Source organism: Arthrobacter sp. UNCCL28, from assembly GCF_900102805.1.
Lineage (GTDB): Bacteria > Actinomycetota > Actinomycetes > Actinomycetales > Micrococcaceae > Arthrobacter > Arthrobacter nicotinovorans_A.
The window spans coordinates 651,467-676,209 of the sequence record NZ_FMWE01000003.1 but is presented as its reverse complement, the minus strand read 5'-3'; the positions used below and the strand labels follow the sequence as shown (position 1 = coordinate 676,209).

The following is a 24,743-nucleotide window of genomic DNA, read 5'->3' as shown; positions in this document are numbered from 1 at the left end:
GCGCCTTGGCTCAGAGCTCAGTCCTAGCGGACAGCCACGAGGTCGACAACGAAGATCAGGGCTTCGTTGGGCTTGATCGCTCCACCGGCGCCACGGGAGCCGTACGCGAGTTCGGAGGGGATCTCGAGGCGGCGGCGGCCACCGACCTTCATGCCCAGCAGGCCCTGGTCCCAGCCCTGGATGACCTGGCCTACGCCAACACGGAAGTCCAGCGGAGCGCCACGGCCCCAGGAAGCGTCAAATTCTTCGCCGGTCGACCAGGCAACGCCGACGTAGTGGGTGGAAACGGTGTCTCCGGCTTTGGCTTCCGTGCCGGTGCCTTCGATGAGGTCCGTGATGACGAGGTCAGTGGGGACGTCGCCTTCCGGGAAGTCGATTTCGGGCTTGGTGCGGTCGAAATCACGCTGTCCAAATGACATGGTTGCTCCTTGGTGTGAGGGACGGATTGTGTCAGGAACCAGCTTAAACCAGCACCCTTGCAGTCCGTGTACGTTCTGGTGTGGTTACTTGACGCCGAGGATGTCGACGACGAAGACGAGGTCGCCCTTGGCTTTACCCTGGCCGGCTTCACCGTAGGCCAGGTCCTGAGGGATGACCAGCAGGACGCGCGAGCCAACAGTCTTGCCTTCCAGGCCCTGGGTCCAGCCCTTGATGACTCCGGTAAGGGGGAAACTGGTGGGCTCTCCCCTGTCGAAGCTGGAGTCGAACTTGGTGCCGTCCGAAAGGTTAACACCCACGTAGTTGACCGTGAGGGTATCAGTGGTCTTGACAGCAGCTCCGGAGCCCTTGATGAGGTCCTGGGCGATGAGTTCCTTGGGGGCGGTCACGCCGTCCACGGAGATCTGGGGAATGCCCTTGTCGTCTTCCTTCACGGTGGGCAGGCCGGCGGGAGGAGTCACAGCTTCACCTTCGGGCTTCTCCAGGACAGGAGCGGCATCCTTGGCAGAGACAATCTTGAAGACCACCAGTTGCGTCGCGGCGGGAGTACCACTGGAGGAATTGCCGGGAGCGGCAATGGCAACGTGGCTGCCGACCTTGGCACCGATGATGGCGTTGTAGATCAGTTCATTGCTGGACTTGATCTGGTCCGTCAGGTCGATCGGCTGGGGGCCGTTTGCGTAGCCGTCTTCCAGGGTCTTGCCATCGTTGCCGTCCACGGCAACGTAGGCCAGTTCGGCTGTTTGTCCGGCCTTGACCCGCTCTCCGTCGCCTTCACTGACGACGTCGACTGTGGGTTCGGCCACCGTCAGGGGCTTGGAGAACTCGATACCCGGCGCTTTGTCGTTTCCGTTGTCCGTCACCTTCACGGAGTCGAGCTTGGAAACGTCGCCAACGGATTTGCTGGTGGGCTCGGCGGCCGGCGTGCCCGAGCCACCGCAAGCGGTGATGAGCAGAAGGGCGGGCAGGAGGATTGCTAGGAGTCGGCGCACAAAAAAGACACTTTCGTCGGGGCAAGGGAAGCTCGGAAAGGCGCATTGCGCCTCCAAGCAGGTTGGGTCCCGGGTAGAGACCACTATCCAGAATAGCCCGTGAAGCTGGGAGTCAGCTCATAGAGTCCAGCAGCGCATCCACCCGCTCATCGACGCTGCGGAAAGGGTCTTTGCAAAGGATAGTCTGGTGGGCCCGGTCGTTGAGCTTCAAATGGACCCAGTCGACGGTGTAGTCGCGGCCAAGTTCCTGTGCCCGACGGACAAAATCTCCCCGCAGCTTCGCCCTCGTGGTCTGCGGTGGTGCATCCACGGCATCCTTGACATCTGTTTCAGTCACCAGCCGGCGTGCGGCACCCCGAGCCTGCAGAAGGAAGAAGAGACCCCGCTGCCGGGAAATATCGTGGTAAGTGAGGTCGAGCTGGGCAATTCGCGGCGAATCCAGGCTGAGGTCGTGACGACGCATGTACCCGTCCATCAACTTCTTCTTGATAGCCCAGTCCACCTCGGTATCAATGGTGGACGTGTCACCGCTGTCGATCGCATCCAAGGTGCGCTTCCACAGGTCCAGGATCAGCGGCACGTGGGCATTGTGCGCCCCGTTGGTGGCCACAAACTCAGTGACCTTGCCCAGATACTCGCGCTGGATGTCGAGGGCGGTCAGCTGCCTGCCGTTGGCAAGCCTGACCAGGGCGCGGCCGGTCAGGTCGTGGGAGATCTCACGGATGCTCCGGATGGGGTTCTCCATCCGCATGTCGCGCATGATCACCCCGGACTCGATCATGCGGAGGATCAGGTCCACGGTTCCCACCTTGAGCAGCGCCGTTGTTTCGGACATGTTGCTGTCGCCCACAATGACGTGGAGGCGGCGGTAGAACTCCGCGTCCGCATGCGGCTCATCCCGGGTGTTGATGATGGGCCGGGACCTGGTGGTGGCTGAAGATACGCCTTCCCAGATGTGGTCGGCGCGCTGGGAGAACGCAAAGGTGGCGCCGTGGGGTGTTTTGAGGACCTTGCCTGCTCCCGCGATCAACTGCCGGGTCACCAGGAAGGGAATGAGGATCTCGGCCAGACGGGAAAACTCGCCGCGGCGCGGGATCAGGTAGTTCTCGTGGCTGCCGTAGGAGTTCCCTGCGGAGTCGGTGTTGTTCTTGAACAGGTACACAGTTCCGTTGAAGCCCTCGGCCGCCAGCCTTGCCTGCGCCTCGTCCACGAGGTCGTCCAGGATCAGTTCGCCGGCCCTGTCGTGGGCAATCAACTGGGCGAGGTCGTCGCACTCAGCAGTGGCATACTCCGGATGTGAGCCCACATCCAGGTAAAGGCGCGAGCCGTTGGTCAGGAACACGTTCGATGACCTGCCCCAGCTCACTACCTTCCGGAACAGGTAGCGGGCAACTTCCTCCGGAGCCAGCGGCCGTGAATCCGGGCTCGAATAGGAGATGCCGAATTCGGTCTCGATGCCAAATATTCTCTTATCCATCTCAAGACTCCTCTGTGAGCAACCGGGTCATGTCCTCCGGCAACAGCCTGCGGAACGCCCTCCGGGAGCCGCGGTGGCTTTCGGAGGCACGGTACAGGACCGCAGCTTCGACGGCGGTGGACGGAAGGGCATCAGCGTCCTTGTCCGTGGAAAGGGCCCGCAGGGCCAAACGCATGGCTCCGGCAAGGCTGAGGTCGGGCTCCCACGCACCGCTGACGACGTCGGAAATTTGATCGGCAAGACCGCCCATGACCACAAAGCCGTTCTCATCGGCGATGGAACCGTCAAAGGTCAACCGGTAAAGATGGTCCTGCTCCTGCGCCAAACCCACCTCGGCCACAGCGAGTTCCACTTCAAACGGCTTCTGTTCGGCGGTGAATACAGCTCCCAAACTCTGGGCGTAAACACTCGCCAGGCCGCGGGCGGTGACGTCTTCCCGGTCGTAGGAGTAACCCCTGACATCGGCGTACCGCACGCCGGCCTGCCGAAGGCTCTCGAACTCGTTGTACTTACCCACCGCGGCGAACGCGATTTTGTCGTAGATCTCACCAATCTTGTGCAGTGATGGCGAGGGATTCTCTGCGATGAGCGCAATGCCGTCAGCGCAACTGATCACCACTACCGAGCGGCCCCGTGCGATGCCTTTCCGTGCGAAATCCGCACGGTCCTTCATGAGTTGCTCAGGTGAAACATAGAACTGCTGGGTCATCTCAGGCCTCCCGTCCAGCGATGGCGCGGGATTCGACAATCTCCCCCGCTATGGCGGCGAGATCCCGTTCCGGAACCCGACGGTTTCCGGCACGGTTGACGGTGTAGACCACAGGCCAGAGTTGGCGGACAGGATCAGGCCCGCCCGTAGCTGAGTCGTCGTCGGCGGCGTCGTACAGGGCCTCGACGGCCACAGCTACGGCCGCTTCTTCGGAAAGGTTTGGCTTCCACAACTTCTTCAGCGCTCCACGGGCAAACACTGAACCTGAACCCACGGAGTGGTGTTCCTGCTCTTCGTAGCGGCCACCCGTGACGTCATAGGAGAACAGCCTGCCGACCCCTGAGACCTGGTCAAAACCTGCAAACAATGGAATGACCGCCATCCCCTGCATGGCCATGGGCAGGTTTCCCCGGATCATGGCACCGAGGCGGTTGGCCTTGCCTACGAGGCTAAGCAACGTGCCCTCGATTTTCTCGTAGTGCTCCAGTTCAACTTGGAAAAGCCGGGTGATGTCAATGGCAAGACCAGCTGTTCCGGCAATTCCCAGGACGGAGTACTCATCCGCCGGGAACACTTTTTCGATATGCCTGCTGGCGATGATGTTGCCCATGGTGGCACGACGATCCCCCGCCATCAGCACACCGCCGGCATAGGTCAAAGCGACGATCGTGGTGGCATGCGGAGAGGCAGGTATGGTCCCGGCCGGCAAGGATTGGTTGAACGGCAGGAGTTCGGGGCGCGAGCGTTGGAGATGCTCCGTGAAAGAAGATGTTGCCTGGTTGGCCAGGGGGCCGGTTGACGGGTCCTGCATTGCTGCACTCCTTCGACTCTGCGTTCCGATGCCCGGCGGCCTCACGCCTGCCGGGCAGTACATCCTGTAGTGAGGGTCCTGTTACTGGCCACCCTTTTGGACAAACGCCCTGACGAACTCTTCAGCGTTCGACTCAAGAACGCCGTCGATTTCGTCGAGGAGGTCATCCACGCCCTGGGTCGCATCCGACGCCTGGGCCGCTGGTGCCGCGGGCGGGGCCTCGGGGACATCCACCTCGGTTTCGGTGTCCCGGGATTGCGGTTGTTGCTGCTCCTGTGCTGCCATTTTCTTTCTCCCTACTGTCAGTCTCCTGATGGTGGAGACTTCCTACTGCCATATTGCCACGCTGCGGGCTGCTGCGTATGGCTTTGACCAGGCCAGGATCCTCCCGTGGCGGGGCGTCCTCAACTCTTCGCCGGCGGAGTATTCCGGCCCATTAATTCGGACAGGAATGCGCCGGCTTCATGGTGCCGCTCAAACAGGGCACCGGTCAGTGCCTCAGTGCCACGCAGGGGTTCACGCGTGGGGACCCTTTGCAGCTTGCCCAGGCCCGGAACATCAAAAATGACCGAGTCCCAACTTGCCCCGACCACGTCCTTGGCGAACTTGGAAACACACCGGCCACGGAAGTAGGCGCGGGTGTCCGACGGCGGTTCGGTGACCGCCCGGGCGATGTCGGCGTCGTCGACGATCCGCATCATGCGGTCCTTGGACAGCAGCCTGTAGTAGAGGCCCTTCTCCGGCCGGATGTCAGACCACTGGAGATCAACCAAGCCCAGGCGGGCGTCGTTCCAGGCCAGTCCGTCGCGGTTCCGGTATCCCTCCAGGAGCGATTTCTTGGCTACCCACTCCACGGAGGAAGCGGCCGCACCAAGATCAGTGCCCAGCGTTGTCAGCGTCGATTCCCAGCGTGCAAGGACGTCGTGGGTGTGGCCGTCTCCCGTGACGGAATCCGCCACTCCCGTTTCCTGGGAAAGTTTCGCGGCTGCCTCGTAGTACATCCATTGGATGTCCAGTGCTGTGACCCTGCGGCCATCGAGCATCCTGACAGTGGCTGCCAGGGTGGTGTCGTGGCTGATGGCCTGAAGCGCCTGGACAGGCTCGTGAACCTCAATTTTTGGAGCCTGGCCTGCCTCCACGAGGCTAAGGACCATAGCCGTGGTACCGAACTTGAGGTAATTGGAGGCCTGGCTGAGGTTGGCGTCGCCAATGATGACGTGGAGCCGCCGGTACTTGTCGGCTGTCGCGTGCGGCTCATCGCGGGTGTTGATGATCGGGCGCCGGATGGTGGTTTCCAGGCCCACTTCCGCCTCGAAGAAGTCGGCCCTCTGGCTGATCTGGTAACCGGGGGTGGAACTGTCTTGCCCCAGTCCAACCCGTCCGGCCCCGCAGACCACCTGGCGGGAGACAAAGAACGGAGTCAGGCCACGGATGATGTCGCCGAAAGGCACCGAACGCGGCATGAGGTAGTTCTCATGTGAACCATAGGACACAGACTTGTTGTCCGTGTTGTTCTTGTAGAGGTTGATGGGAGGCAGGCCGGCATCAGCTGCCACTTTGCGCACGGTGGCCAAGGCAACCAAATCCCCTGCGGCATCCCAAGCCACAGCGTCACGCGGGTTGGTGACCTCAGGGCTGGAGTACTCAGGGTGCGCGTGGTCCACGTAAAGGCGTGCCCCGTTACCAAGGACCATGTTCATCAAGAGGGAACCGGACTCGTCCGCACCATCGAGTTCCAACTCCTGGCGGCCATAGGCCAACGCGACTGCCTCGGCGTCGAGCACTGGTGGCTGGTCCGTGAGTTGGCTGGGGTCCGCGGCAGCCCTGTCCAGGGTCCAGCCACGGGCGTCGTGCAAAGGTTCTTCGTCCGTATAGTCCCAGCGCGTTTCGGCGCCGCCGGCAGCCCGTTGCCGGGTAACCGTGGCGTACGCCTGAATGATCCTGGCAGACATCATGGTGGCGTTCGCCCCGGGGGCGGACGGTGCATGGATGCCGTATTCAGTTTCCGAGCCCATGACGCGCATGGCACCGCCGGCGGGCAACTTCTCTGCAGGCGTACCGTCCGGTCTTGCCGTCATAGGTACTGGCCCGTGTTGGGGGTGGTTTCAATGGACTTGCCCGGTTCCTGTCCTGCCTTGCCTTGGACGATGGTGCGGATGTAGGTGATCCGTTCGCCCTTCTTGCCCGAGATCCGTGCCCAGTCGTCCGGGTTGGTGGTGTTGGGCATGTCCTCGTGCTCGCGGAACTCATCCACCACTGCCCGCAGCAAGTGCTCGATCCGGAGCCCCTTCTGGTTGTTGGTCAGGAGGTCCTTGATGGCGTACTTCTTGGCACGGTCCACCACGTTCTGCACTACGGCCCCGGAGTTGAAGTCCTTGAAGTAGAGCATTTCCGTGTCGCCGTTTGCGTACGTGACCTCAAGGTACTCATTGGACTTTTCGGTGGAGTACATGGCTTCCACCGTGCGCTGGACCATGGCGTCGACGGTGGCTTGCACGTCTCCGCCGTACTCGGCCAGGTCCTGGGCATGGAATGGCAGGTCGGTAGTGATGTACTTGCCGAAGATGTCCGCAGCGGCCTCGGCATCGGGGCGCTGGATCTTGACCTTTACGTCCAGGCGGCCCGGCCGGAGGATGGCGGGATCGATCATGTCTTCACGGTTGGAGGCGCCAATGACAATGACGTTGTCCAAGCGCTCAACGCCATCGATCTCGCTGAGCAGCTGGGGAACAATGGTGGTTTCGACGTCGGAGGAAACGCCGGTGCCGCGGGTGCGGAACAGCGAATCCATCTCATCAAAGAAGACCACCACGGGGCTGCCGTCGGACGCCTTTTCCCGTGCGCGGGAGAAGATCAGCCGGATGTGGCGCTCTGTCTCGCCTACGTACTTATCCAGCAGCTCCGGGCCCTTGATGTTCAGGAAGTAACTCTTCAGGTCGGTATTGCCGGCGCGCTCTGCAGCGCGGGCAGCGAGCGAGTTGGCCACAGCTTTGGCAATAAGTGTCTTGCCGCAGCCCGGAGGGCCGTAAAGCAGGATACCCTTGGGTGCTTTCAGGCCATGCTCCCGGTAGAGGTCCGGATGAAGGAACGGCAATTCCACGGCGTCGCGGATCTGTTCAATCTGCGGGCCCAGGCCGCCGATGTCCTGGTACGTGATGTCCGGTACCTCTTCGAGGACGAGGTTCTCCACCTCTGCCCGAGGCACCTTTTCCAACGCATAGCCGGTCCGTGAATCCAGGGAGAGGGCATCCCCGACTTTCAGGTGGAGACTCTGCAGTGCCCCCGAGAGCCGGACCACACGTTCTTCGTCGGCGCGGCCGACCACCAAGGCGCGGTCCTTGCCAAGCATTTCCTTCAGCGTTACCAGCTCGCCGGCCCGTTCGTAGCCGAGGCCCGCCACCACCAGCAGGGCCTCGTTCAGGAGGACCTCCTGCCCAACGGCAAGCTGGTTTACGTTTACCAGCGGGCTGACGCCCACCCGCATCTTCCGGCCGGCGTTGAAGATGTCCACGGACTCCTCCGTGGCTGCCTGGCTGGAACTGCCGGCTGTTGGCTGCTTCCGCGGATTGATCTGCACCACGGTCCCGAAACTGTAAGGCGGCTGGCCCTCTTGCTCCAGTGCACCCTTCAAACGGAGGATCTCGGCCTTCGCCGTCTCCAGCATGCTCACAAGCTTGCTGTTGTTCTGGGTCGCGGCTGCCAGTTGGCGGTCAATGTGGCGAAGCTTGTCCCGGAGGATATTGATCTGCCGTTCGGCAACAGTCAGATCGCTCGAGGGCTCGGGCGGTTGGACAGCGGCAAGCCTCCGGCTTGCTGCTTCTTCCGCTGCGGCGTGTGCTTCTTCCGGCGTCGGCCGTCCAAGGTCGTTGTTTGACGTATCCACGATTCATCAGCCCCTTCCTGCGCTTAAGAAGACCTTAGTCCCGAAAAGCTCAGGGTGCTGGGTGACATCCGGAATGCGAACCCTATTGTGACCTTTGTCAGTTTGTGACTGCGGGATCATCCTGGACGTTGGTCCCGGCGATGGCGTCGCGGGCGGCCCGGCGGAGTTTCTTGTCCGAAACGGACCTCTCCCCCACAGCGGCCGGTGTCCATGCGTTGAGGTCCTCTTCGCTGAACTCGGTCTTGGACGGGCGGCGCTTGACGGAAATTCCGGTCACGCCCTCGGCAAGCCGGCGGGTCACCAGGAGGAAGCCTGTGTGGGCCACCATGCGGTGGTCCGGACGGACTGCCAGGCCCTCGAGATGCCAACCGCGTACCATCGACTCCCATGCGTCAGGCTCGGTAAAGCGTCCATCAGCGCGAATGGCTTCCGCTGTGCGGGACAACTGGGTGACGGTTGCCACATAGTTGATCCAGACGCCGCCGGGAGCCAGGACCGTAGCCACGGCATCAAGGCACTCCCATGGAGCCAACATGTCCAGGACCACGCGGTCCACGGAGCCGGGGGCCTCGGCCTTGACCACTTCTTCCTGGAAGTCACCCAAGGAAATCTGCCACGCAGGGTGCGGTCCACCGAAGATGGTCTCCACGTTGCCGCGGGCGATGTCCGCGAATTCTTCACGACGCTCAAAGGAATGGAGGTAGCCGTTGTCCCCGACTGCCCGCAGGAGCGAGATGGAGAGGGCGCCGGAGCCGACGCCGGCTTCGACTACGCGTGCGCCCGGGAAGATGTCAGCCATGGTGACGATCTGGGCGGCGTCCTTCGGGTAGACCACTGCGGCGCCCCGGGGCATGGACAAGACGAAGTCCGAGAGCAGGGGCCGGAGGGTCTGGTACTGCTGGCCAACGTTGTTGCTGACCACGGAACCATCGACCTTGCCGATGATTTCGTCATGGTTGAGGAAGCCCCGGTGGGTATGGAAGGCACCGCCCACTTCGAGGGAGATGGTGTTCATGCGGCCGCGTTCGTCAGTGAGCTGGACACGCTCGCCTACGCGGAAAGGCCCGCGCCGACGTGCGGCACCCGTGGGCTGCGGGGCCTGGCCGGCGGTGGCCTGGCCGGCGGCTGCCTGGTCGGCGGTTGCCTCGTCGTTGCCTGCGTTGGCTTCGGGGGCGGCGGTTTCGCTGCTCATGTACTGTTCCTCGCTCCTGTACGGCCGGGCCGCAACATCATGCTGGCGGTTGGGCGCCAAAAATTCACTGGGTTCTTCGGTAAAACCGCCGGCATGCAACTCTACCGGCAAGGATGTCAGGCGCGCCCGCTGCGGCGGGCTTCCTTACCTGTTATGGCTGTCACTACTGCCTGCTGGCGCAGAAGGCCGGTGACGATTCCGTTGTGGTCCACCACAGCGTATTCGCCGCCCTCCAGCCGTGCCAAGTACTGGATCAGTTCCTGGCCCTTGGACCATTCCGGGACATATGCGCCGGCGCCCAGGGCATGGGCCACTGCGGTGACGGGCGTCGTCGTCGTTGATTGGGGAGGAACTGCCGCCGCTGCGCCGAAGTCGACAACGCCCTGCGGTTTGCCATCAGGTCCGCAAATTACGACGGCGGGACTTCCGGCCGGTGATATGTCCAGGACGTCGGCCACGGTGGCCGAGTTCGGTACACCGACGGCGCGCTCCGCCAGGCCCGCAGCACTTACAAGGTAGAGGCGGCTGCGGAGCTTCGCGTGATGGATGGAGCTTGAGGCGCCCATCCATAGGAAACCGCAGACGAGGACGGTGATCAACATGAGGTTGATGTCCAGGGGTGAGCCGCTGATGAGGGGAAGGCCGATGAACCAGATGACCAGGGCGGCCACGATGATCCGGCCGGACCAGCCGGCAGCGATGGTGCCCTTGTCCTGGTCGCCGGTAGCTTTCCACACGGCCGACTCCACCAGTCGCCCGCCATCCAACGGCAATCCGGGGAGGATGTTGAACAGCCCGATCAGGAGGTTGGCCCACATCAGGATATTCGCGAGGATGTCAGAGACGCCGTTCAGGGCGCCGGTGGACAGTACTGCCCACATCCCTGCCGCCAAAACGAAGTTGGACGCCGGCCCCGCCAACGCCACCACCACGGACCGTCCCGGAGATGCAGTGAAGTTCTCAAACTGTGTGTGGCCGCCCCAAAGGTTCAGCACAATCTTTTCGGTAGGCCATTTGAAGACCTTGGCGCTGAGGGCATGTGCCAATTCATGGACCAGGACGGAGACCGCGAGGAGCAGTGCGTAACCCAGGGCAACAAAATAGGCCCCTACGCCGAGGTCCGGCATCCGTACCAGCAGCGCGGGTCCGTAGACGATGACCGTGAAGCCGGCGATGACGAACCATGAATACGCCAGGTAGACGGGAATCCCCGCGATCTTCCCGAGGGGGATGCCGTCTTTCTTGGTGGTTGCATGGTGCGGTGTGGCGGAGCTGGTCACCTAGTTGGCCCCTTCAAGCTGGTTCGCTGCAGCGAAACGGTCTTCGACGAGTTGCTGCAGATCAGCTGGGGTCCGTCCCACCAGGGTGTCCCAGGCAACCATGCGGGAATCCTCCGGCAGCGGCACCTGGTGTGGAATGCCGACGGTGACAACACCGGAGGCGATCGCCGCGGTGGCGCCCGGAACGGAATCCTCGAGTGCGACGCAGTGGTGGATCGTCAGGTCCGGATCATCAAGGCGCAGGCGTTCCACGGCCGTGAGGTAGGCCTCAGGGTGCGGTTTTCCATTGGCAACGGTATCGCCGGTAACCATGAACTCGAAGTAGGGCTTGGGAAGGCTCTCCACCACCACGCCGGCCAACGGGCCTTCTGACATGGTCACCAAGGCGCAGCGAATACCGGCCTGGTGGAGATCATCGAGCAGTTCACGGGCCCCGGGCCGCCAAGGAACCTCTTTGCGAACCTGCGCGATCACCTGTGCGCTCAAAGTATCCACGATCTCACGGGCCTCAAGCTCGACGCCGGCGGCCTGAAGGACAGCAGCGGAGTGAAGCAGGGACTGTCCCACCAATTGCATGGCCTGCTGGTGGGACCAGCTTCCGCCATGGGACTCCACCAGCGCACGCTCGGCCGCGATCCAATAGGGTTCGGTATCGACCAGTGTGCCATCCATATCCCAGAGCACGGCTTTGAGGAGGGGCTGGCTGGGTAACGAATGCATGGTTTCAAGTCTACGTGGAACCCGGAGGACGCCTGCGCGTGCATTGCGCTGTGGGCGAATAAGGGACACGCACCGATGCCCAATGCCATGCATCCACGAGGGTCTTGGACGTAGGGTGAGTGGATGAACAGTGTGGACGGGACACCCGAAGGACAGGACATCACCGCGGAGCCCGAGCGTTTCCTCAAGGAACCTGCGGAAGGCCAGCGCGTCACTGTAATGCTTGCCGCCTTTGAGGGCTGGAACGATGCAGGCGAGGCCGCAAGTGATGCGCTGCACTACTTGAACAAACTGTGGGACGGCAAGAAGGTCGGCACAGTGGACGCCGAGGAATATTACGACTTCCAGTTCACCCGGCCCACCGTGCGGCGCACATCCTCCGGAGCGCGCAAGGTCAAATGGCCATCGACCCGGATCTACAAAGCAGCCGTACCCGACAGCAACGTGGATGTCGTCTTCGTCCTGGGTACCGAGCCTTCCTACCGATGGCGTGCCTACACCACCGAACTGCTGGTTCATGCCGAAGCGCTCAAGGTTGATTCGGTCATCCTGATTGGCGCGTTGCTGGCAGATGTTCCCCATAGCCGCCCGATCCCGGTCAGTACCACCACCGAGGACAGTTCCCTGCGGGAACGGCTGAACCTGGAGGCCTCGCAATACGAAGGGCCGGTGGGCATCGTAGGTGTGCTCGCTGAGTTTGCCATGCTGGCCGGACTTCCCACGGTTTCCCTCTGGGCGGCGGTCCCCCACTATGTGGCCCAGCCGCCGTCGCCAAAAGCCCAGCTTGCCATCCTGCACAAGGTGGAGGACCTCCTGCAGGTCCCCCTGGACAGCCAGGCCCTTGCCGAGGAATCGGAAGCCTGGGAGCGCGGCGTGGACGAACTTGCTACCGAAGACCCGGAGATCGCTGCTTACGTGCGGCAGTTGGAAGAAGCCAAGGACACCGCCGACCTCCCCGAAGCTTCCGGCGAATCCATTGCCCGGGAGTTCGAGAGGTACCTCAAGCGACGCGGCAAAGACCGCCCCTGAGGCGGCACGGACACAAGAACGGCATCGGCCCCGCAGCATGGCGGTTTCTCGGGGCCGCTGCCGTTTGCTTGGGCTTGAGGGCTTAGAGTTCCACGCCCAGCAATGCGTTGATTGCGTCTGAGATCAGGGCACTGTCCTGTTCCGAAGCTGTGGCGTTGGCCCGGAGCGTGACATCGGCCCACTCGTCGATCGCGGCAATGGCTCCGGGGGCGTTGAGGTCGTTGGCCAGCTCGCTGCGCATGGCGGTCACCAGAGGTCCTGCGGAACCTGCAGGGGCGTGCCCGGCGGCATCACGCCACCGCGCCAGCCGCTTCTTCGCTGCGGCGAACTCTTCCTCGGTCCATGACCAGTCCGAGCGGTAATGGTTGGCCAGGATGGCCAGACGGATGGCTGCTGGTTCTTCACCGGCTGCGCGGAGCTTGGAGACAAGGACAAGGTTGCCCTTGGACTTGCTCATCTTTTCTCCGTCCAGGCCCACCATGCCCGCGTGGGAATAGTGCTGCGCCAACGGCACTCCGGACAGGGAGTAGGCGTGGCCGGCTCCCATTTCGTGGTGCGGGAAGACGAGGTCCGAGCCCCCACCTTGGACAGTGAAGGGTGCGGGGAGGTATTTCTGCGCGATGACCGTGCATTCAATGTGCCAGCCAGGCCGGCCGTCTCCGAGGCTTGCCCCTGGCCAACTGGGCTCGCCGTCACGGGCGGCGCGCCAGAGCAGCGGATCAAGTGCATGGCGTTTTCCGGGCCGTGCGGGGTCTCCGCCGCGTTCGGCGAAGAGCGCCAGCATCTCTGCCTCACCGAGTCCGGAGACATCCCCCAGTGTCCAGGCGTCTGTTGCGTCCGAGCGCTTGCCGGCCATTTCGACGTCGTAATAGACATCGCCGTCAGGTTCGCCGTCGGTACCGGGCACCCGGTAGGCAACGCCGTCCGCAAGAAGGCGCTCGATGGCCGGCACGATGTCCGGGATGGCCTCGACGGCGCCGATGTAGTGGTTCGGTGCCAGCACGTTCAGTGCGTCCATGTCGGTCTGGAACAGCTCGATCTGGCTCTGGGCCAATTCGCGCCAGTCCACGCCCGTGGCGGTGGCGCGCTCGAGCAGGGGGTCATCGATGTCCGTGACATTTTGGACGTAGGAGACGCGCAGGCCAGCGTCGCGCCAGGCCCGGTTCAGGAGGTCGAAGGCCACGTAACTTGCTGCATGGCCCATATGGGTTGCGTCGTACGGCGTGATGCCGCAGACGTACATGGACTGTTCCGGTTGCCGCTCAACCTCCACTACACGGCCAAGGGCTGTGTCGAACAGGCGTAGTTGCGGCATGCTGCCGGGCAGCTCAGGAACAGGGCGGGAGGTCCACGATTTCACGACTCAACCTTAGTGCTAGGCACTGATGACACCGAAATAGAGGAGGACATACAACGCCAGTCCCAGCAGAATCCGGTACCAGACGAACAACCGGTAGCTGCGGGTGGAGACGAACTTCAGGAACCATCCAATGATGATGTAGCCCACCACGAAGGCGATGACGGTTGCCATTGCAGTCTCTGCCAGGCCATACGGACCGGCCAGTCCATCGTGGGAAACCGTCTTGTACAGCTGGTACAGGCCACTGCCGAATACTGCCGGGATGGCGAGCAGGAACGAATACCGCGCAGCGGCCTCACGGGTGTAGCCCATCAGCAGTCCGGCCGTGATGGTTCCGCCGGAGCGGGAGACTCCGGGAATCAAAGCCATGGCCTGGGCGAAGCCGTACAGGATGCCGTGCTTGTAGGTCAGCTGTGTGAGATCCCTCTCCTGCCGTCCGATCGCGTCCGCAACGGCGAGGATCATGCCGAAAACGATCAGCATGGTGGCGACGATCCACATGCTCCGAAGCACCGACTCGATCTGGTCCTGGAACAGCAAGCCCAGGACGATGATCGGAAGGCTGCCAAGGATGACGAGCCATCCCATGCGGGCATCGGGATTGTTGCGCTCCACCTTGCCTGTCAGGGACCCGAACCAGGCGCGGATGATCCTGACGATGTCGCGCCAGAAGTAGACGATCACGGCTGTCTCTGTTCCCAGCTGCGTGATGGCAGTAAACGCGGCACCGGGATCGGAGGCGTTCGGGAGGAACGAGCCGACGATCCGCAGGTGTGCGCTCGAAGAGATCGGGAGGAATTCGGTAAGGCCCTGCACCAGGCCCAGCAAGGCAGCTTCAATCCAGTTCACGTGAATAGACCCTACGTCATGAAGACTGGGAACTCCCCGTAAGCTAGCAGCTATGCAGCAGCGTTATGTCGGGAACAGTGGGTTCCGCGTGTCCGCCTTGTCCCTCGGAACCATGTCCTGGGCGCAAGAGACCGACGAGCAGGACGCTGCCGAAGTCCTGCAAGCATTCGTCGCTGCCGGCGGCACGGTGGTTGATACGGCGGCCTCCTCTGCGCAGGGCCAGGCCGAGGCCATGCTCGGTTCCATGCTGGGCGATGTCGTGGCCCGCTCCGAGCTGGTCATCTCCACCAAAGCCGGCGTGTCGTTGTCGGACTCCCGGCGCAGCATCAACGCCTCGCGCGGGGCCATGCTTTCCGCGCTCGATGCCAGCTTGGCAAGGCTTGGAACCGACTACATCGACATCTGGTTCGCCCACGAGTGGGACCCCAACGTTCCCCTCGACGAGACCCTTTCGGCGTTGGAACTTGCCCAGCGGACGGGCCGTGCCCGTTACGTGGGAATTTCCAACTACAACGGCTGGCAGACCGCAAAAGCCGCTGCCGTGGCAGGCTTCACGCTGGTGGCCAACCAGTCGGAGTATTCCTTGGTCCAGCGCAAGGCTGAATCGGAACTGATTCCTGCCGTGGAGGACGCCGGACTGGGCCTCATGGCGTGGGCTCCGTTGGGCCGGGGCGTCCTGAGCGGAAAGTACCGTGGGCAGATACCAGCAGATTCACGTGCCGCCCAGAACCGCCTGGCTGCCTACGTGGAGCCGTACCTGGAGCCGAGGGCCTCGCGGGTGGTGGAAGCGGTGGCCATGGCCGCACGCGGATTGGGGCGCTCTCCGATGGATGTTTCCCTGAGCTGGCTGTTGTCGCGGCCAGGTGTGGCAACGGCAGTTGTCGGCGCGAGGAACGCCGTCCAGCTCAAGGAACTGCTGGACGCGCAGTTGACGGCCCTGCCGGCCGAGATTGGACGTGCGCTGGAGGACGTCTCAGCCGCGTAGCTGCTTCCTAGCGGCGGTCCAGAATATCCAGCAGGTAGCTGCCATACCCGCTCTTGGCCAGCTTGGCGGCCTGTTGACGCAGTTCGTCGTCGTTCAGGTATCCCATCCGCCAGGCAACTTCCTCCGGCGCTCCGATCTTCAGCCCCTGCCGGTTCTCAGTGGTGCGGACGTAGTTCGAAGCATCATTGAGGTCGCTGAAGGTCCCGGTGTCCAGCCATGCGGTTCCACGCGGGAATTTCTGCACATGCAGCCTGCCACGTTCCATGTACTTCCTGTTGATGTCCGTAATCTCCAGTTCCCCCCGGGGCGATGGCTCAAGGTCTTTTGCCATGGCGACTACGTCGTTGTCATAGAAGTACAAACCAGGAACCGCGTAGTTGCTTTTGGGCGCGGCCGGTTTCTCTTCGATGGATACCGCCAGGCCGTCGTCGTCGAACTCCACCACGCCGTAGGCGGAGGGATCCTTGACCCAATAGCCAAAGATGGCACCGCCGTCGACGTCCACGTAGTGGCGCAACTGGTTGCCCATGCCGGGACCGTTAAAGATGTTGTCCCCGAGGATGAGGGCCACCTTGCCGCTCCCGATGTGCTCCTCCCCCAGGATGAACGCCTGGGCCAGCCCGTCCGGCGTCGGCTGCTCTGCGTACGTGAGGTTGATGCCGAACTGTGAGCCGTCGCCCAAAAGCCGCTGGAATTGGGCGGCATCGCCGGGCGTGGTGATGATCAGGACATCGCGGATCCCGGCAAGCATCAGCGTGCACAGGGGGTAGTAGATCATGGGTTTATCGAACACCGGAACCAACTGCTTGCTGATTCCGAGCGTGATGGGATGAAGCCTTGAGCCAGTTCCACCTGCAAGAATAATTCCTCGCAAACCTGCCGTCCTCACCTGTGCCCAGTCCCGCCGCGGACGGCTACTCTAGGGCCATGCAGAGAATCCTTGTCACCGGCGGGGCCGGATTCATCGGATGCAACTTTGTCCACTACATCATGGAGCACACCGGCCTGCATGTCACGGTCTTGGATAAATTGACCTATGCAGGCAATGCCGGATCCCTGGCCGGTTTGCCGCCTGAACGGTTCACCTTTGTTCGCGGCGACATTTGCGATGCTGCAACGGTGGAGCCGCTGACTTCCGACGTGGACGCTGTGGTGCACTTTGCCGCAGAATCCCACAACGACAACTCCCTGGAAGAACCCCGGCCCTTCATCGACACCAACCTGCTGGGAACTTTCACCCTGATCGAGGCCGCACGAAAGTACGGGACCCGGTTCCATCACATCTCCACCGACGAGGTCTACGGCGACCTTGCCTTGGATGACCCCGCCCGGTTTACCGAGGAATCCCTCTACTGTCCCACCAGCCCGTACTCTGCCACGAAGGCGGGTTCGGACCTGCTGGTGAGGGCATGGGTCAGGTCCTTCGGCCTCAAAGCAACCATCAGCAATTGCTCCAACAACTACGGGCCCTACCAGCACGTCGAGAAGTTCATTCCCCGCCAGATCACCAACATCCTTGAAGGCTCCCGTCCGCGCCTCTACGGCAACGGGCGGAACATCCGGGACTGGATCCATGTGGAAGACCATTCCTCCGCCGTGATGGCGATTCTTGAAGGTGGCCGCTTGGGCGAGACCTACCTGATTGGGGCAAACGGAGAACGGTCCAACCGGGAAGTGGTGGAGAAGCTGCTGGCCATCACGGGGCTGCCCGTCGACGCTTACGATCTGGTGACCGACCGCCCCGGACATGACCTCCGCTATGCCATTGATTCAACCAAGCTCCGAAGGGAGCTCGGTTGGTCGCCCCGTTACTCGGATTTCGACGCCGGTCTGGCTGACACCATCGATTGGTACCGGGAAAACGAAGCCTGGTGGCGGCCACAGAAAGCCTCCACGGAATCCAAATACGCCGGCCAGGGCCACTAAGCCGTGGAACCTTCACAGCAGCTCCGTTCGCGGACTACGACCATTCCCGGGCTGGTGCTGTTTGAGATGCCGGTTCACGGCGACGAGCGGGGGTGGTTCAAGGAAAACTGGCATCGGGAGAAGATGCTGGAGTTGGGGCTTCCGGATTTCGGGCCGGTGCAAAACAACATCTCCTTCAACGCCGTCCGGGGTACAACGCGCGGAATCCACGCCGAACCGTGGGACAAGTTCATTTCGTTGGCCACAGGGAAAATCTTCGGGGCCTGGGTGGACCTGCGGGAAGGACCCGGATTCGGCACCATGTTCTGCGCCGAGATGACGGCAAAGGACGCAATTTATGTTCCCCGGGGCGTGGGGAATGCTTTCCAAACGCTGGAGGACAACACGGCGTACGCGTACCTGGTCAACGATCACTGGAGCGCGGAGGCGCAGAAGCATTACACCTTCCTCAATGCCGCCGATGAGCATGTGGCGGTACCGTGGCCAATTCCCCTCAACCAGGCCGTGTTGTCGCCCCAGGACCAAAAACACCCCCGCTTGAAGGACGTCAAGCCCATGCAACCGCGGCGGACCCTGGTCATCGGGGCGGACGGACAACTCGGCAAAGCCCTGCGTGCTGTGTACGCAGAAGACGGAAGCGTGGAATTCGCGGGCCGCGCGGACTTCGATCTTGTAACCGGGAAGCCGGATGGTGCCAGGGACTGGCGGGAATACTCCACCATCATCAACGCAGCGGCTTTCACGGGAGTGGACGCTGCCGAAACACCGGAGGGCCGCGCAGCTGCCTGGGCCACCAACGCAGTTGCGGTGGCCCGCTTGGCGAGGACCGCCGTCGAACATTCACTGACGCTGGTCCATATCTCCAGCGACTACGTCTTCGATGGAACCGCAGACGTGCACCGGGAGGACGAAAGCCCCAGTCCCCTGGGGGTCTACGGCCAAAGCAAAGCCGCCGGAGACCTGGCAGCGGCCACAGTACCCAGGCATTACATCGTGCGGACCAGCTGGGTGGTGGGAGAGGGTCGAAACTTTGTTCGAACAATGGCCGCACTGGCAACGCAGGGTTCGTCGCCGTCGGTGGTTGAAGACCAGTGGGGCAGGCTCAGCTTCGCAGCTGACATTGCTGCAGCGATCCGCCACCTCCTGGACAGCGGCGCCCCCTACGGCACGTACAACGTCAGCAACAGCGGCGAACGGACATCATGGGCCGGCCTCGCCAGGGATGTTTTCCGGCACATCGGGGCTGATCCCGGGCTGGTAAAACCTGTCAGCACGGCAAACTACGCCGGACCAGGTACAGCCCCAAGGCCCCGAAGCAGTGTTTTGGACTTATCCAAGATCCGGGCCACGGGATTCGACCCCGCGCCGGCGATGCAGCGCATGGCGGAATACCTGGACGGATTGGAAACCTAGCGGCGTCCGCAAAAAGGGCCTACAGTGGCCCTACGGCAGCCCATCCGAGGCAGGGCCGGGAGACAACTCAAGTGAACACGATGGACGGGCAGCCGTGGCTGTCCGCGGCGATCCAGGCAGTGCAGCAGCATGGATCGCCGGCCCAGTTGTTGTGTCCTGAGCTGGACCCGGAAGCCTGGAGAGCCAAGAATGCTGCTGCCAAAGATTGCGCACCGACAAGTCGCACTCCCCCACCCTCCTTCGGCCATGCAGGTCAATGGCAGTGCGCTGCTGTTCAACCCCCACGGCCGAGGCTCCAAAGCCGGTCCCGGCCGGGTTCGGACCCGCGCAGCCCGGGCGGTACAGGAGGAACTCCCTGACGAACGGTGGATCACCCTGGGTGGCGCCCCTGTGAAGTTGACGGACTTCGAACACGCCGTGGGATTGATCATGGACCGGGCACAGGCCGGTGGCGCCAAGCCCTTGGGCGTTTGTTCGGCCAACCTGGACCACCTGCGCCATTTCGGTACAGGGAGCCGGTGGAACGGAACGTTGGACCAGCCTGCCCTGGTGGACTGGCTGACATTGCTTGACGGGGCCCCTTTGGTGTCAGCGGCGGCCAGGATCACAGGCAAGCAGTGGCCGCGGCTTGCCGGCAGCGATCTGGTGGGACCCTTGCTGGACGACGCCGAACGCCGGGGCCTCCGGGTAGGTTTCCTTGGTGGCAGCCCGCAGGCGCAGGAGCTCATCCGGGACAGGTTTGCCCGGGAACGGCCCCGTTTGCACGTAGCGGGCTGGTGGGCCCCGGAGCGTCCGGTGCTCCATGACGTCAGCGCATCCCGGGAGCTGGCGGCGGACATCGCTGCCTCGGCCGTGGACCTGCTGGTGGTTGGCTTGGGAAAGCCCCGGCAGGAGCTCTGGATTGCCGAATATGGTCAGCTGACAGGGGCCAACGTCCTTCTGGCCTTCGGTGCGGTTGTTGATTTCCTGGCCGGCAGGATCATGCGCGCTCCTGCGTGGGTCAGCAGCCATTCACTGGAATGGGCATGGCGGCTGATGCTCGAACCGCGGCGGCTGGCGCGCCGGTACCTTCTGGAAGGACCGGGGGCTTACCTCACGCTGCGCACGTCCAGCAGCGCGGCTGTGCCGGTGCCAGTGCCAGTCCCGGCCGTGCACGGACCGGCAGTAGCGGTGCCGGTGCCAGCGCCAGGTCCGGGGACGGTCCCGCCTTTGAGTGCAATGACAATTCCCGGCACCCCGGAGGACGGGCCCAGCCGTGCTCCGGGGCTGTTCGTCCCGGCCGGGGCCAGGGCCGACGTCGCCGTACTGGTGGTGACGTACAACAATGCCGACGACGTCGCGACGCTGATTGCCGGCTTACGGGAAGAAACGGCGGAACAGTCCATCAGGGTTGTGGTGGCGGACAACTCCCCCGATGACCTCACCATGGCCGAGGTGAAGCTGCATCCGGACGTCGTAGCGGTGCCTACCGGAGGAAACCTCGGGTACGCCGGCGGCATCAATGCCGCCATGCGTGTAGCCGGAGATGCGGACGCGTACCTGATCCTCAACCCGGACTTGCGGGTGGAGCGAGGGGCGGTAGCAGCGCTGCGTCGAAGGATGGCCCTGTCCAACGCCGGGGTGGTGGTTCCGGTCCTGCTGGATGACGACGGCACCGTGTACCCGTCGTTGCGCCGGGAGCCGGGCCTTCTGCGAGCGCTGGGTGACGCGGCCCTGGGTGGCCGGGTGCAGGGCAGGCCGGGGTGGTTGTCCGAGATGGACTTTGATTCGGAGAGTTACCTTCATGCGCACCGCGTCGATTGGGCCACGGGGGCGGCGTTGCTGATCAGTGCTGATACTGCCAGGGCGGTGGGTGGCTGGGATGAGCAGTTCTTCCTGTACTCGGAGGAGACGGACTATTGCCGGAGGGTGCGTGACTCGGGCCGTTCGATTTGGTTTGAGCCGCTGGCGCGGATGTGGCATGAGCGTGGGGGTTCCGGGAGTTCGCCTCAGTTGACGGCGTTGATGTCGGTGAATCGTGTCCGGTACGCGGCGAAGTATGGTGGCCGGGGCGCGGTGGCCGCGTTTACGGCGGTGGCGTTGGTTGCGGAGCTTCTCCGGCTCCATAAGCCTGGGCATCGGGAGGCCGCCTTGGCTTTGGTCGACCACAGGCGGTGGAGGGCGTTGCCGCAGGCAACCAGGGGTGTCTCCGTTGCGGGGACGGATCCCCTTGCTGGAATAGTTCCGCCTGCCGGGGCGGCTCCCCTTGCTGGGATGGCTCCGCCTGCCGGGGCGGTGATCATTCCTGCCCACAATGAGGCGTCCGTCATCGGTAGGACGCTGCGGTCCTTGGAGGAAGTGCTTGCTTGGGGCACTGTGGAGGTCATTGTGGCGTGCAACGGGTGTACGGATGGGACGGAGGACGTTGCTGCAGGGTTTCCCGGGGTCCTGGTCCTTCGGGTGGAGGCCGCGTCAAAAGCGGCTGCGTTGAATGCGGCGGACCAGGAAGCAAGTCTGTGGCCCCGCCTCTACCTTGATGCGGACATAGAGGTCAGTACGGAGGCGGTTGCTGCTGTCCTGGTGTCCCTTGCTAGCGGTCCGGTGCTGGCTGCGCGGCCTGCTTTCCGTTATGAGACGGCCGGAGCGTCGCCCTTGGTGCGTTCCTACTACCGGGCGCGGGCGAGGATCCCTTCCACTGCGCAGGGTCTTTGGGGTGCGGGGGCTTATGCCCTGGGCAGGGTGGGGCATGAGCGTCTGGGCAGCTTCCCGGCGTTGACGGGCGATGACTACTACGTTGATCGGCTTTTCAGTGGGCTGGAGAAGGCTGTGCTGCCCGCCGCGCCTGTGGTGGTGAGGACTCCACGGACGCGCTCTGCCCTGTTGGCTGTGCTGCGCCGGGGTTACCGTGGCAATGCCGAACAGGACGGGCAGGAGGCCGGAGCGTCGACGTCCCGGACTGTCCGGGAGCTGCTGGGCTCGATCACCGGGCCGTTTTCGGCGATTGACGCCATGGTCTACGGTGCCTTCGCCGTGGCCGGCCGCCGTCGTCCGCTGTTGGAGCGCAAGGCGGCACACGGCTGGGAGCGGGACGAGACCAGCCGGTAGTCAGAAGCCGCAGCTCCCGCCGCCTTCGATGCGGTAGAGGTGGACGGCATTGCCGTCGGCGAAAGTGTCGGTGAAGGTGCCCTCGACCACCGGGATGGTGCGGTTTTCGTCAATCACGACGGCGGTGCTGCCGCCGCATTGGAGGCGGAAGCTTGCCGGACCGCCGGTGTTCTTGTTGGCCCCGGCGAACACGTAGACCTTTCCGTCATGGAGTTTGGTGGTGACATCCACCGGACCTGCTGCGGTGGTGGCGCCGTCGAGGAAGGGGGCGTTCAGTACCGGGGCGAGTGTGGTGATTTGGTGGTTGACGGCGGTCAGCGTCGGCACGATGTTCCGGCCGCAGTCCCTTATTACGTGTTGGGTGACGCACTCACCGCCGAAATTGTGGTTGAAATAGATGATTCCCCTGGCACCGTGGATGAGGCTGCTCCACACGGCGGCCCTGAGTTCGGGGCCCGTGATGGTGGTGGTGTTGGGGACGTCCCCTGACGGGTGGCCGTTCTCCACGAACGCCCACACAGGAATTCCGGCGCCGGGGTCCTGGAGTTTTCGCAGTCTGTCGATCGTCCAGCCGTAGTTGGCGGCGAGCCGGCATTCCTCACGGGTCAGGTCCCTCGTGTATCCGATGATCGCGCCGCCTTCGCCTTTGCCGCAGATGTTGGGATCGGTAAACCAGTAGTTGTCGGCGGAAACCACGTCCTGGACTCCCCGGATGAATCCGTGCGCTTCCTCGTCGGATTCCCAAAAGGTGACGCCTTTGCCGTAGTTGGAATAGAGCAGGGCGCCCTGTGGTGCGGTCGCGCGCCGTTCCTTTTGTATGGTGTACCCGCACGGTGTACCGGCAGGGAAACACGGTGCACCTTCACCGGGGTATTTTCCTGTCCAACGGGCATCCCCCGGTCCGGCCCACATGTCCACTTCATCGCTGAGGACGAATCCGGCGGCAGCTTCATGCCCGAAAGTGGGCAGCGCGTACATGCCGGCGTCCTTGATTAACTGAACGTCTGAGTTCCCTGTCAATTCAACGTAGGTGTTCAGGCCCGCTGCGGCGTCCATGGCAGTGTTGCCTCGATCCAGGACGCTTTCGAGCCATACGCCGATAGGAAAGAAGGAAGGGTCCGTGGGGAGGCTGTTGGTGAACTTGCCGTAGTAGTCCGGGCCTCCGTCCACGTCCCTCAGGACCGGGGAGGAAGCCGGGACGGCGGGGCGGCTGTTGGAGGTTTCAGGAGCCGGGGACGCCGGGGTACCCGGCGCCGGGCTTGAACCGACGACGGCGATCAGGCTGACTGTCGCGATGGCGAGCGTTGAGCCGGCCAAGAGGCCCAGTGTTTTGCCCTTCATGGTTGCCCTGCCGTCTGGATGCGGGCGGCCAGGATGCGGGCGCTCTTGGAGACGTCAAAGGATTCGGCCAGGGTTCTCCGTGCCCGCTGTCCCATGGTTGTGGAGAGTGAGGGGTGGTGGAGATTGTGAAGGATTGCATCTGCGAGGGTCTCCGGGCTTCCCGGGGCCACCAAAGTACCCGAGTGTCCGGTGGTGATCAGGTCCGGGACACCGCCTGCGGATGTTGCCACTATGGGAAGTTCCATGGCCATGGCTTCCATGATGGCCACGCCCAGGGGTTCCTGGTGGCTGGCCAGGGTGAAGACGTGTGCTGTCTCGAGCTCTTCCTTGATCCGGGCTTCGGAGACGGCGCCCAGGAGTCTTACCCGGTGGGTTAGGTCCAGTTCCTTGATGATGTTCTCCACTGCTCCCCTGTAACCTCTGCCTCCGAGCTCGTCCTCTCCGGCGATGGTCAACTCCACATCTGTTCCGGTGTTGGCGATGATGCGGACCGCTGCGAGGAGTTCCGCGTAGCCTTTGCTGGGGTTGAGCCGGCCGCAGCAGAACAGCCGTGCCGTCCCGATGCCATCCCAGGGAATGTAGGGGTTGGTGCGCCTGAAGGTGGACAGTTCCACACCCATGGGCGCCACGCTGAGGTCCGGGGGCGTGAAGCCTTCCAGTTGTTGCCGCACTTCAGCCAGCAGCCGCTCAGTGATGGCGATGGAGAACTTGGCGTTGGTCCATTTCTGATGCTGGTTTGGACCGTAGTCACTGAGGGGCCCATGGAGGGTCAGGCTGTAGCTGATTCCGGAGAGCATATGGGCGAACAGCGCAGCCTGGGCAGCGTGGGCGCACGAATGGACATGGATGTGTGACCACCCCCTTGCTTGTGCGTGCCGGGCAAGCGCGGCTCCTGCCCAAAACAGTCCGGCCGTTCGAAGGACGTCCGAAATTTTCGCCGTGGTACCGGAGGTGCGGCGCAACAGCCCGGACGCTGCTGCAAGGGCGTCCATGTGCCCCAGTCCGGCAAAGGCGGATGTAGCTGTGCCCCCGATATCCGCCATGCGTGGCGGGGTGAGGTAATGGATTTCGGGTAGGTGGTTCCCGGCCCACGAAGGAATGGAGCCCTCCTGTTTTGGGCGTCGGGTGGAAACGGGCTCCGGTTGGTGGCCGAGCTCGATCAGTGCTTTGAGTTCACGCCAGAAGAATGCGTGCGTTTGACCCGGGAATTCCGGCACCAGGTAACCGAATCTGGTCATTGCTGCATCTTCCCTG

Annotated in this window: 21 protein-coding genes; 5 read left to right on the top strand and 16 right to left on the bottom strand. The window is 63.1% G+C overall.

The features are described from left to right. Positions 1-23: 23 nt before the first annotated feature. From BLQ01_RS11625 to BLQ01_RS11575, 11 genes are all read right to left on the bottom strand, one after another. On the bottom strand, positions 24-419 hold the full coding sequence (locus BLQ01_RS11625) for an FKBP-type peptidyl-prolyl cis-trans isomerase (RefSeq protein ID WP_011774867.1): 396 nt from the start codon (positions 417-419) through the stop codon (positions 24-26). Positions 420-503: 84 nt separating this feature from the next. After that, a complete protein-coding gene (locus BLQ01_RS11620) occupies positions 504-1,430 on the bottom strand; it encodes an FKBP-type peptidyl-prolyl cis-trans isomerase (RefSeq protein WP_175493418.1) in 927 nt (308 codons plus the stop codon). A 112-nt stretch (positions 1,431-1,542) separates the two neighbouring features. Further along, positions 1,543-2,907 carry a Pup--protein ligase gene (gene pafA / locus BLQ01_RS11615; protein WP_026540705.1) on the bottom strand — a complete coding sequence of 455 codons (1,365 nt, stop codon included), beginning with the start codon at positions 2,905-2,907 and terminating at the stop codon, positions 1,543-1,545. A 1-nt stretch (position 2,908) separates the two neighbouring features. Further along, positions 2,909-3,616: a proteasome subunit alpha gene (prcA, locus tag BLQ01_RS11610; RefSeq protein ID WP_026540704.1), complete on the bottom strand. Its 708-nt coding sequence runs from the start codon at positions 3,614-3,616 to the stop codon at positions 2,909-2,911. 1 nt (position 3,617) lies between these two features. Next, positions 3,618-4,427, bottom strand: coding sequence for a proteasome subunit beta (prcB, locus tag BLQ01_RS11605; protein ID WP_026540703.1), 810 nt, complete (start codon positions 4,425-4,427; stop codon positions 3,618-3,620). Positions 4,428-4,508: 81 nt separating this feature from the next. Then, positions 4,509-4,712, bottom strand: a complete 204-nt coding sequence (locus BLQ01_RS11600; RefSeq protein ID WP_026540702.1) for a ubiquitin-like protein Pup — start codon at positions 4,710-4,712, stop codon at positions 4,509-4,511. Between the two features lie 119 nt (positions 4,713-4,831). Continuing rightward, positions 4,832-6,505 (bottom strand): depupylase/deamidase Dop, encoded by a 1,674-nt coding sequence (gene dop / locus BLQ01_RS11595; RefSeq protein WP_091551836.1) that lies wholly within the window; start codon positions 6,503-6,505, stop codon positions 4,832-4,834. Next, positions 6,502-8,310 (bottom strand): proteasome ATPase, encoded by a 1,809-nt coding sequence (arc, locus tag BLQ01_RS11590; protein ID WP_091551834.1) that lies wholly within the window; start codon positions 8,308-8,310, stop codon positions 6,502-6,504. The genes dop and arc overlap by 4 nt, the downstream gene beginning before the upstream one ends. A 97-nt stretch (positions 8,311-8,407) precedes the next feature. Beyond that, complete coding sequence (locus tag BLQ01_RS11585; protein ID WP_254779387.1) at positions 8,408-9,502, bottom strand: tRNA (adenine-N1)-methyltransferase; 1,095 nt, start codon at positions 9,500-9,502, stop codon at positions 8,408-8,410. 116 nt (positions 9,503-9,618) lie between these two features. Next, a complete protein-coding gene (locus BLQ01_RS11580; RefSeq protein ID WP_026540698.1) occupies positions 9,619-10,782 on the bottom strand; it encodes a site-2 protease family protein in 1,164 nt (387 codons plus the stop codon). Then, positions 10,783-11,595, bottom strand: coding sequence for an HAD family hydrolase (locus tag BLQ01_RS11575; RefSeq protein WP_091551833.1), 813 nt, complete (start codon positions 11,593-11,595; stop codon positions 10,783-10,785). Between the two features lie 30 nt (positions 11,596-11,625). Between BLQ01_RS11575 and BLQ01_RS11570 the strand changes: the two genes are divergently transcribed. Beyond that, positions 11,626-12,531 (top strand): PAC2 family protein, encoded by a 906-nt coding sequence (locus tag BLQ01_RS11570; protein WP_026540696.1) that lies wholly within the window; start codon positions 11,626-11,628, stop codon positions 12,529-12,531. 82 nt (positions 12,532-12,613) lie between these two features. On the opposite strand, the gene mshC is transcribed toward BLQ01_RS11570, so the two are convergent. Then, positions 12,614-13,891: a cysteine--1-D-myo-inosityl 2-amino-2-deoxy-alpha-D-glucopyranoside ligase gene (mshC, locus tag BLQ01_RS11565; protein WP_091551831.1), complete on the bottom strand. Its 1,278-nt coding sequence runs from the start codon at positions 13,889-13,891 to the stop codon at positions 12,614-12,616. 15 nt (positions 13,892-13,906) lie between these two features. Next, complete coding sequence (locus BLQ01_RS11560) at positions 13,907-14,740, bottom strand: undecaprenyl-diphosphate phosphatase (RefSeq protein ID WP_026540694.1); 834 nt, start codon at positions 14,738-14,740, stop codon at positions 13,907-13,909. 52 nt (positions 14,741-14,792) lie between these two features. On the opposite strand from BLQ01_RS11560, the gene BLQ01_RS11555 reads away from it, so the two are divergent. Then, a complete protein-coding gene (locus BLQ01_RS11555) occupies positions 14,793-15,725 on the top strand; it encodes an aldo/keto reductase (RefSeq protein WP_091551830.1) in 933 nt (310 codons plus the stop codon). A gap of 7 nt (positions 15,726-15,732) precedes the next feature. Here the strand turns inward: BLQ01_RS11555 and rfbA are convergent, their stop codons facing one another. Further along, a complete protein-coding gene (gene rfbA, locus BLQ01_RS11550; protein ID WP_091551828.1) occupies positions 15,733-16,599 on the bottom strand; it encodes a glucose-1-phosphate thymidylyltransferase RfbA in 867 nt (288 codons plus the stop codon). 53 nt (positions 16,600-16,652) lie between these two features. Between rfbA and rfbB the strand changes: the two genes are divergently transcribed. From rfbB to BLQ01_RS11535, 3 genes are all read left to right on the top strand, one after another. After that, positions 16,653-17,651 carry a dTDP-glucose 4,6-dehydratase gene (gene rfbB / locus BLQ01_RS11545; RefSeq protein ID WP_091551827.1) on the top strand — a complete coding sequence of 333 codons (999 nt, stop codon included), beginning with the start codon at positions 16,653-16,655 and terminating at the stop codon, positions 17,649-17,651. Between the two features lie 3 nt (positions 17,652-17,654). Beyond that, positions 17,655-19,064, top strand: a complete 1,410-nt coding sequence (locus BLQ01_RS11540) for a sugar nucleotide-binding protein (RefSeq protein ID WP_091551825.1) — start codon at positions 17,655-17,657, stop codon at positions 19,062-19,064. A 189-nt stretch (positions 19,065-19,253) separates the two neighbouring features. Further along, positions 19,254-22,148: a WecB/TagA/CpsF family glycosyltransferase gene (locus BLQ01_RS11535; protein WP_254779385.1), complete on the top strand. Its 2,895-nt coding sequence runs from the start codon at positions 19,254-19,256 to the stop codon at positions 22,146-22,148. Here the strand turns inward: BLQ01_RS11535 and BLQ01_RS11530 are convergent, their stop codons facing one another. Further along, complete coding sequence (locus BLQ01_RS11530; RefSeq protein ID WP_091551824.1) at positions 22,149-23,489, bottom strand: hypothetical protein; 1,341 nt, start codon at positions 23,487-23,489, stop codon at positions 22,149-22,151. It abuts the gene before it with no gap. Then, positions 23,486-24,727, bottom strand: a complete 1,242-nt coding sequence (gene epsE / locus BLQ01_RS11525) for an exopolysaccharide biosynthesis GT4 family glycosyltransferase EpsE (protein ID WP_091551822.1) — start codon at positions 24,725-24,727, stop codon at positions 23,486-23,488. The genes BLQ01_RS11530 and epsE overlap by 4 nt, the downstream gene beginning before the upstream one ends. Between the last annotated feature and the right edge of the window lie 16 nt (positions 24,728-24,743).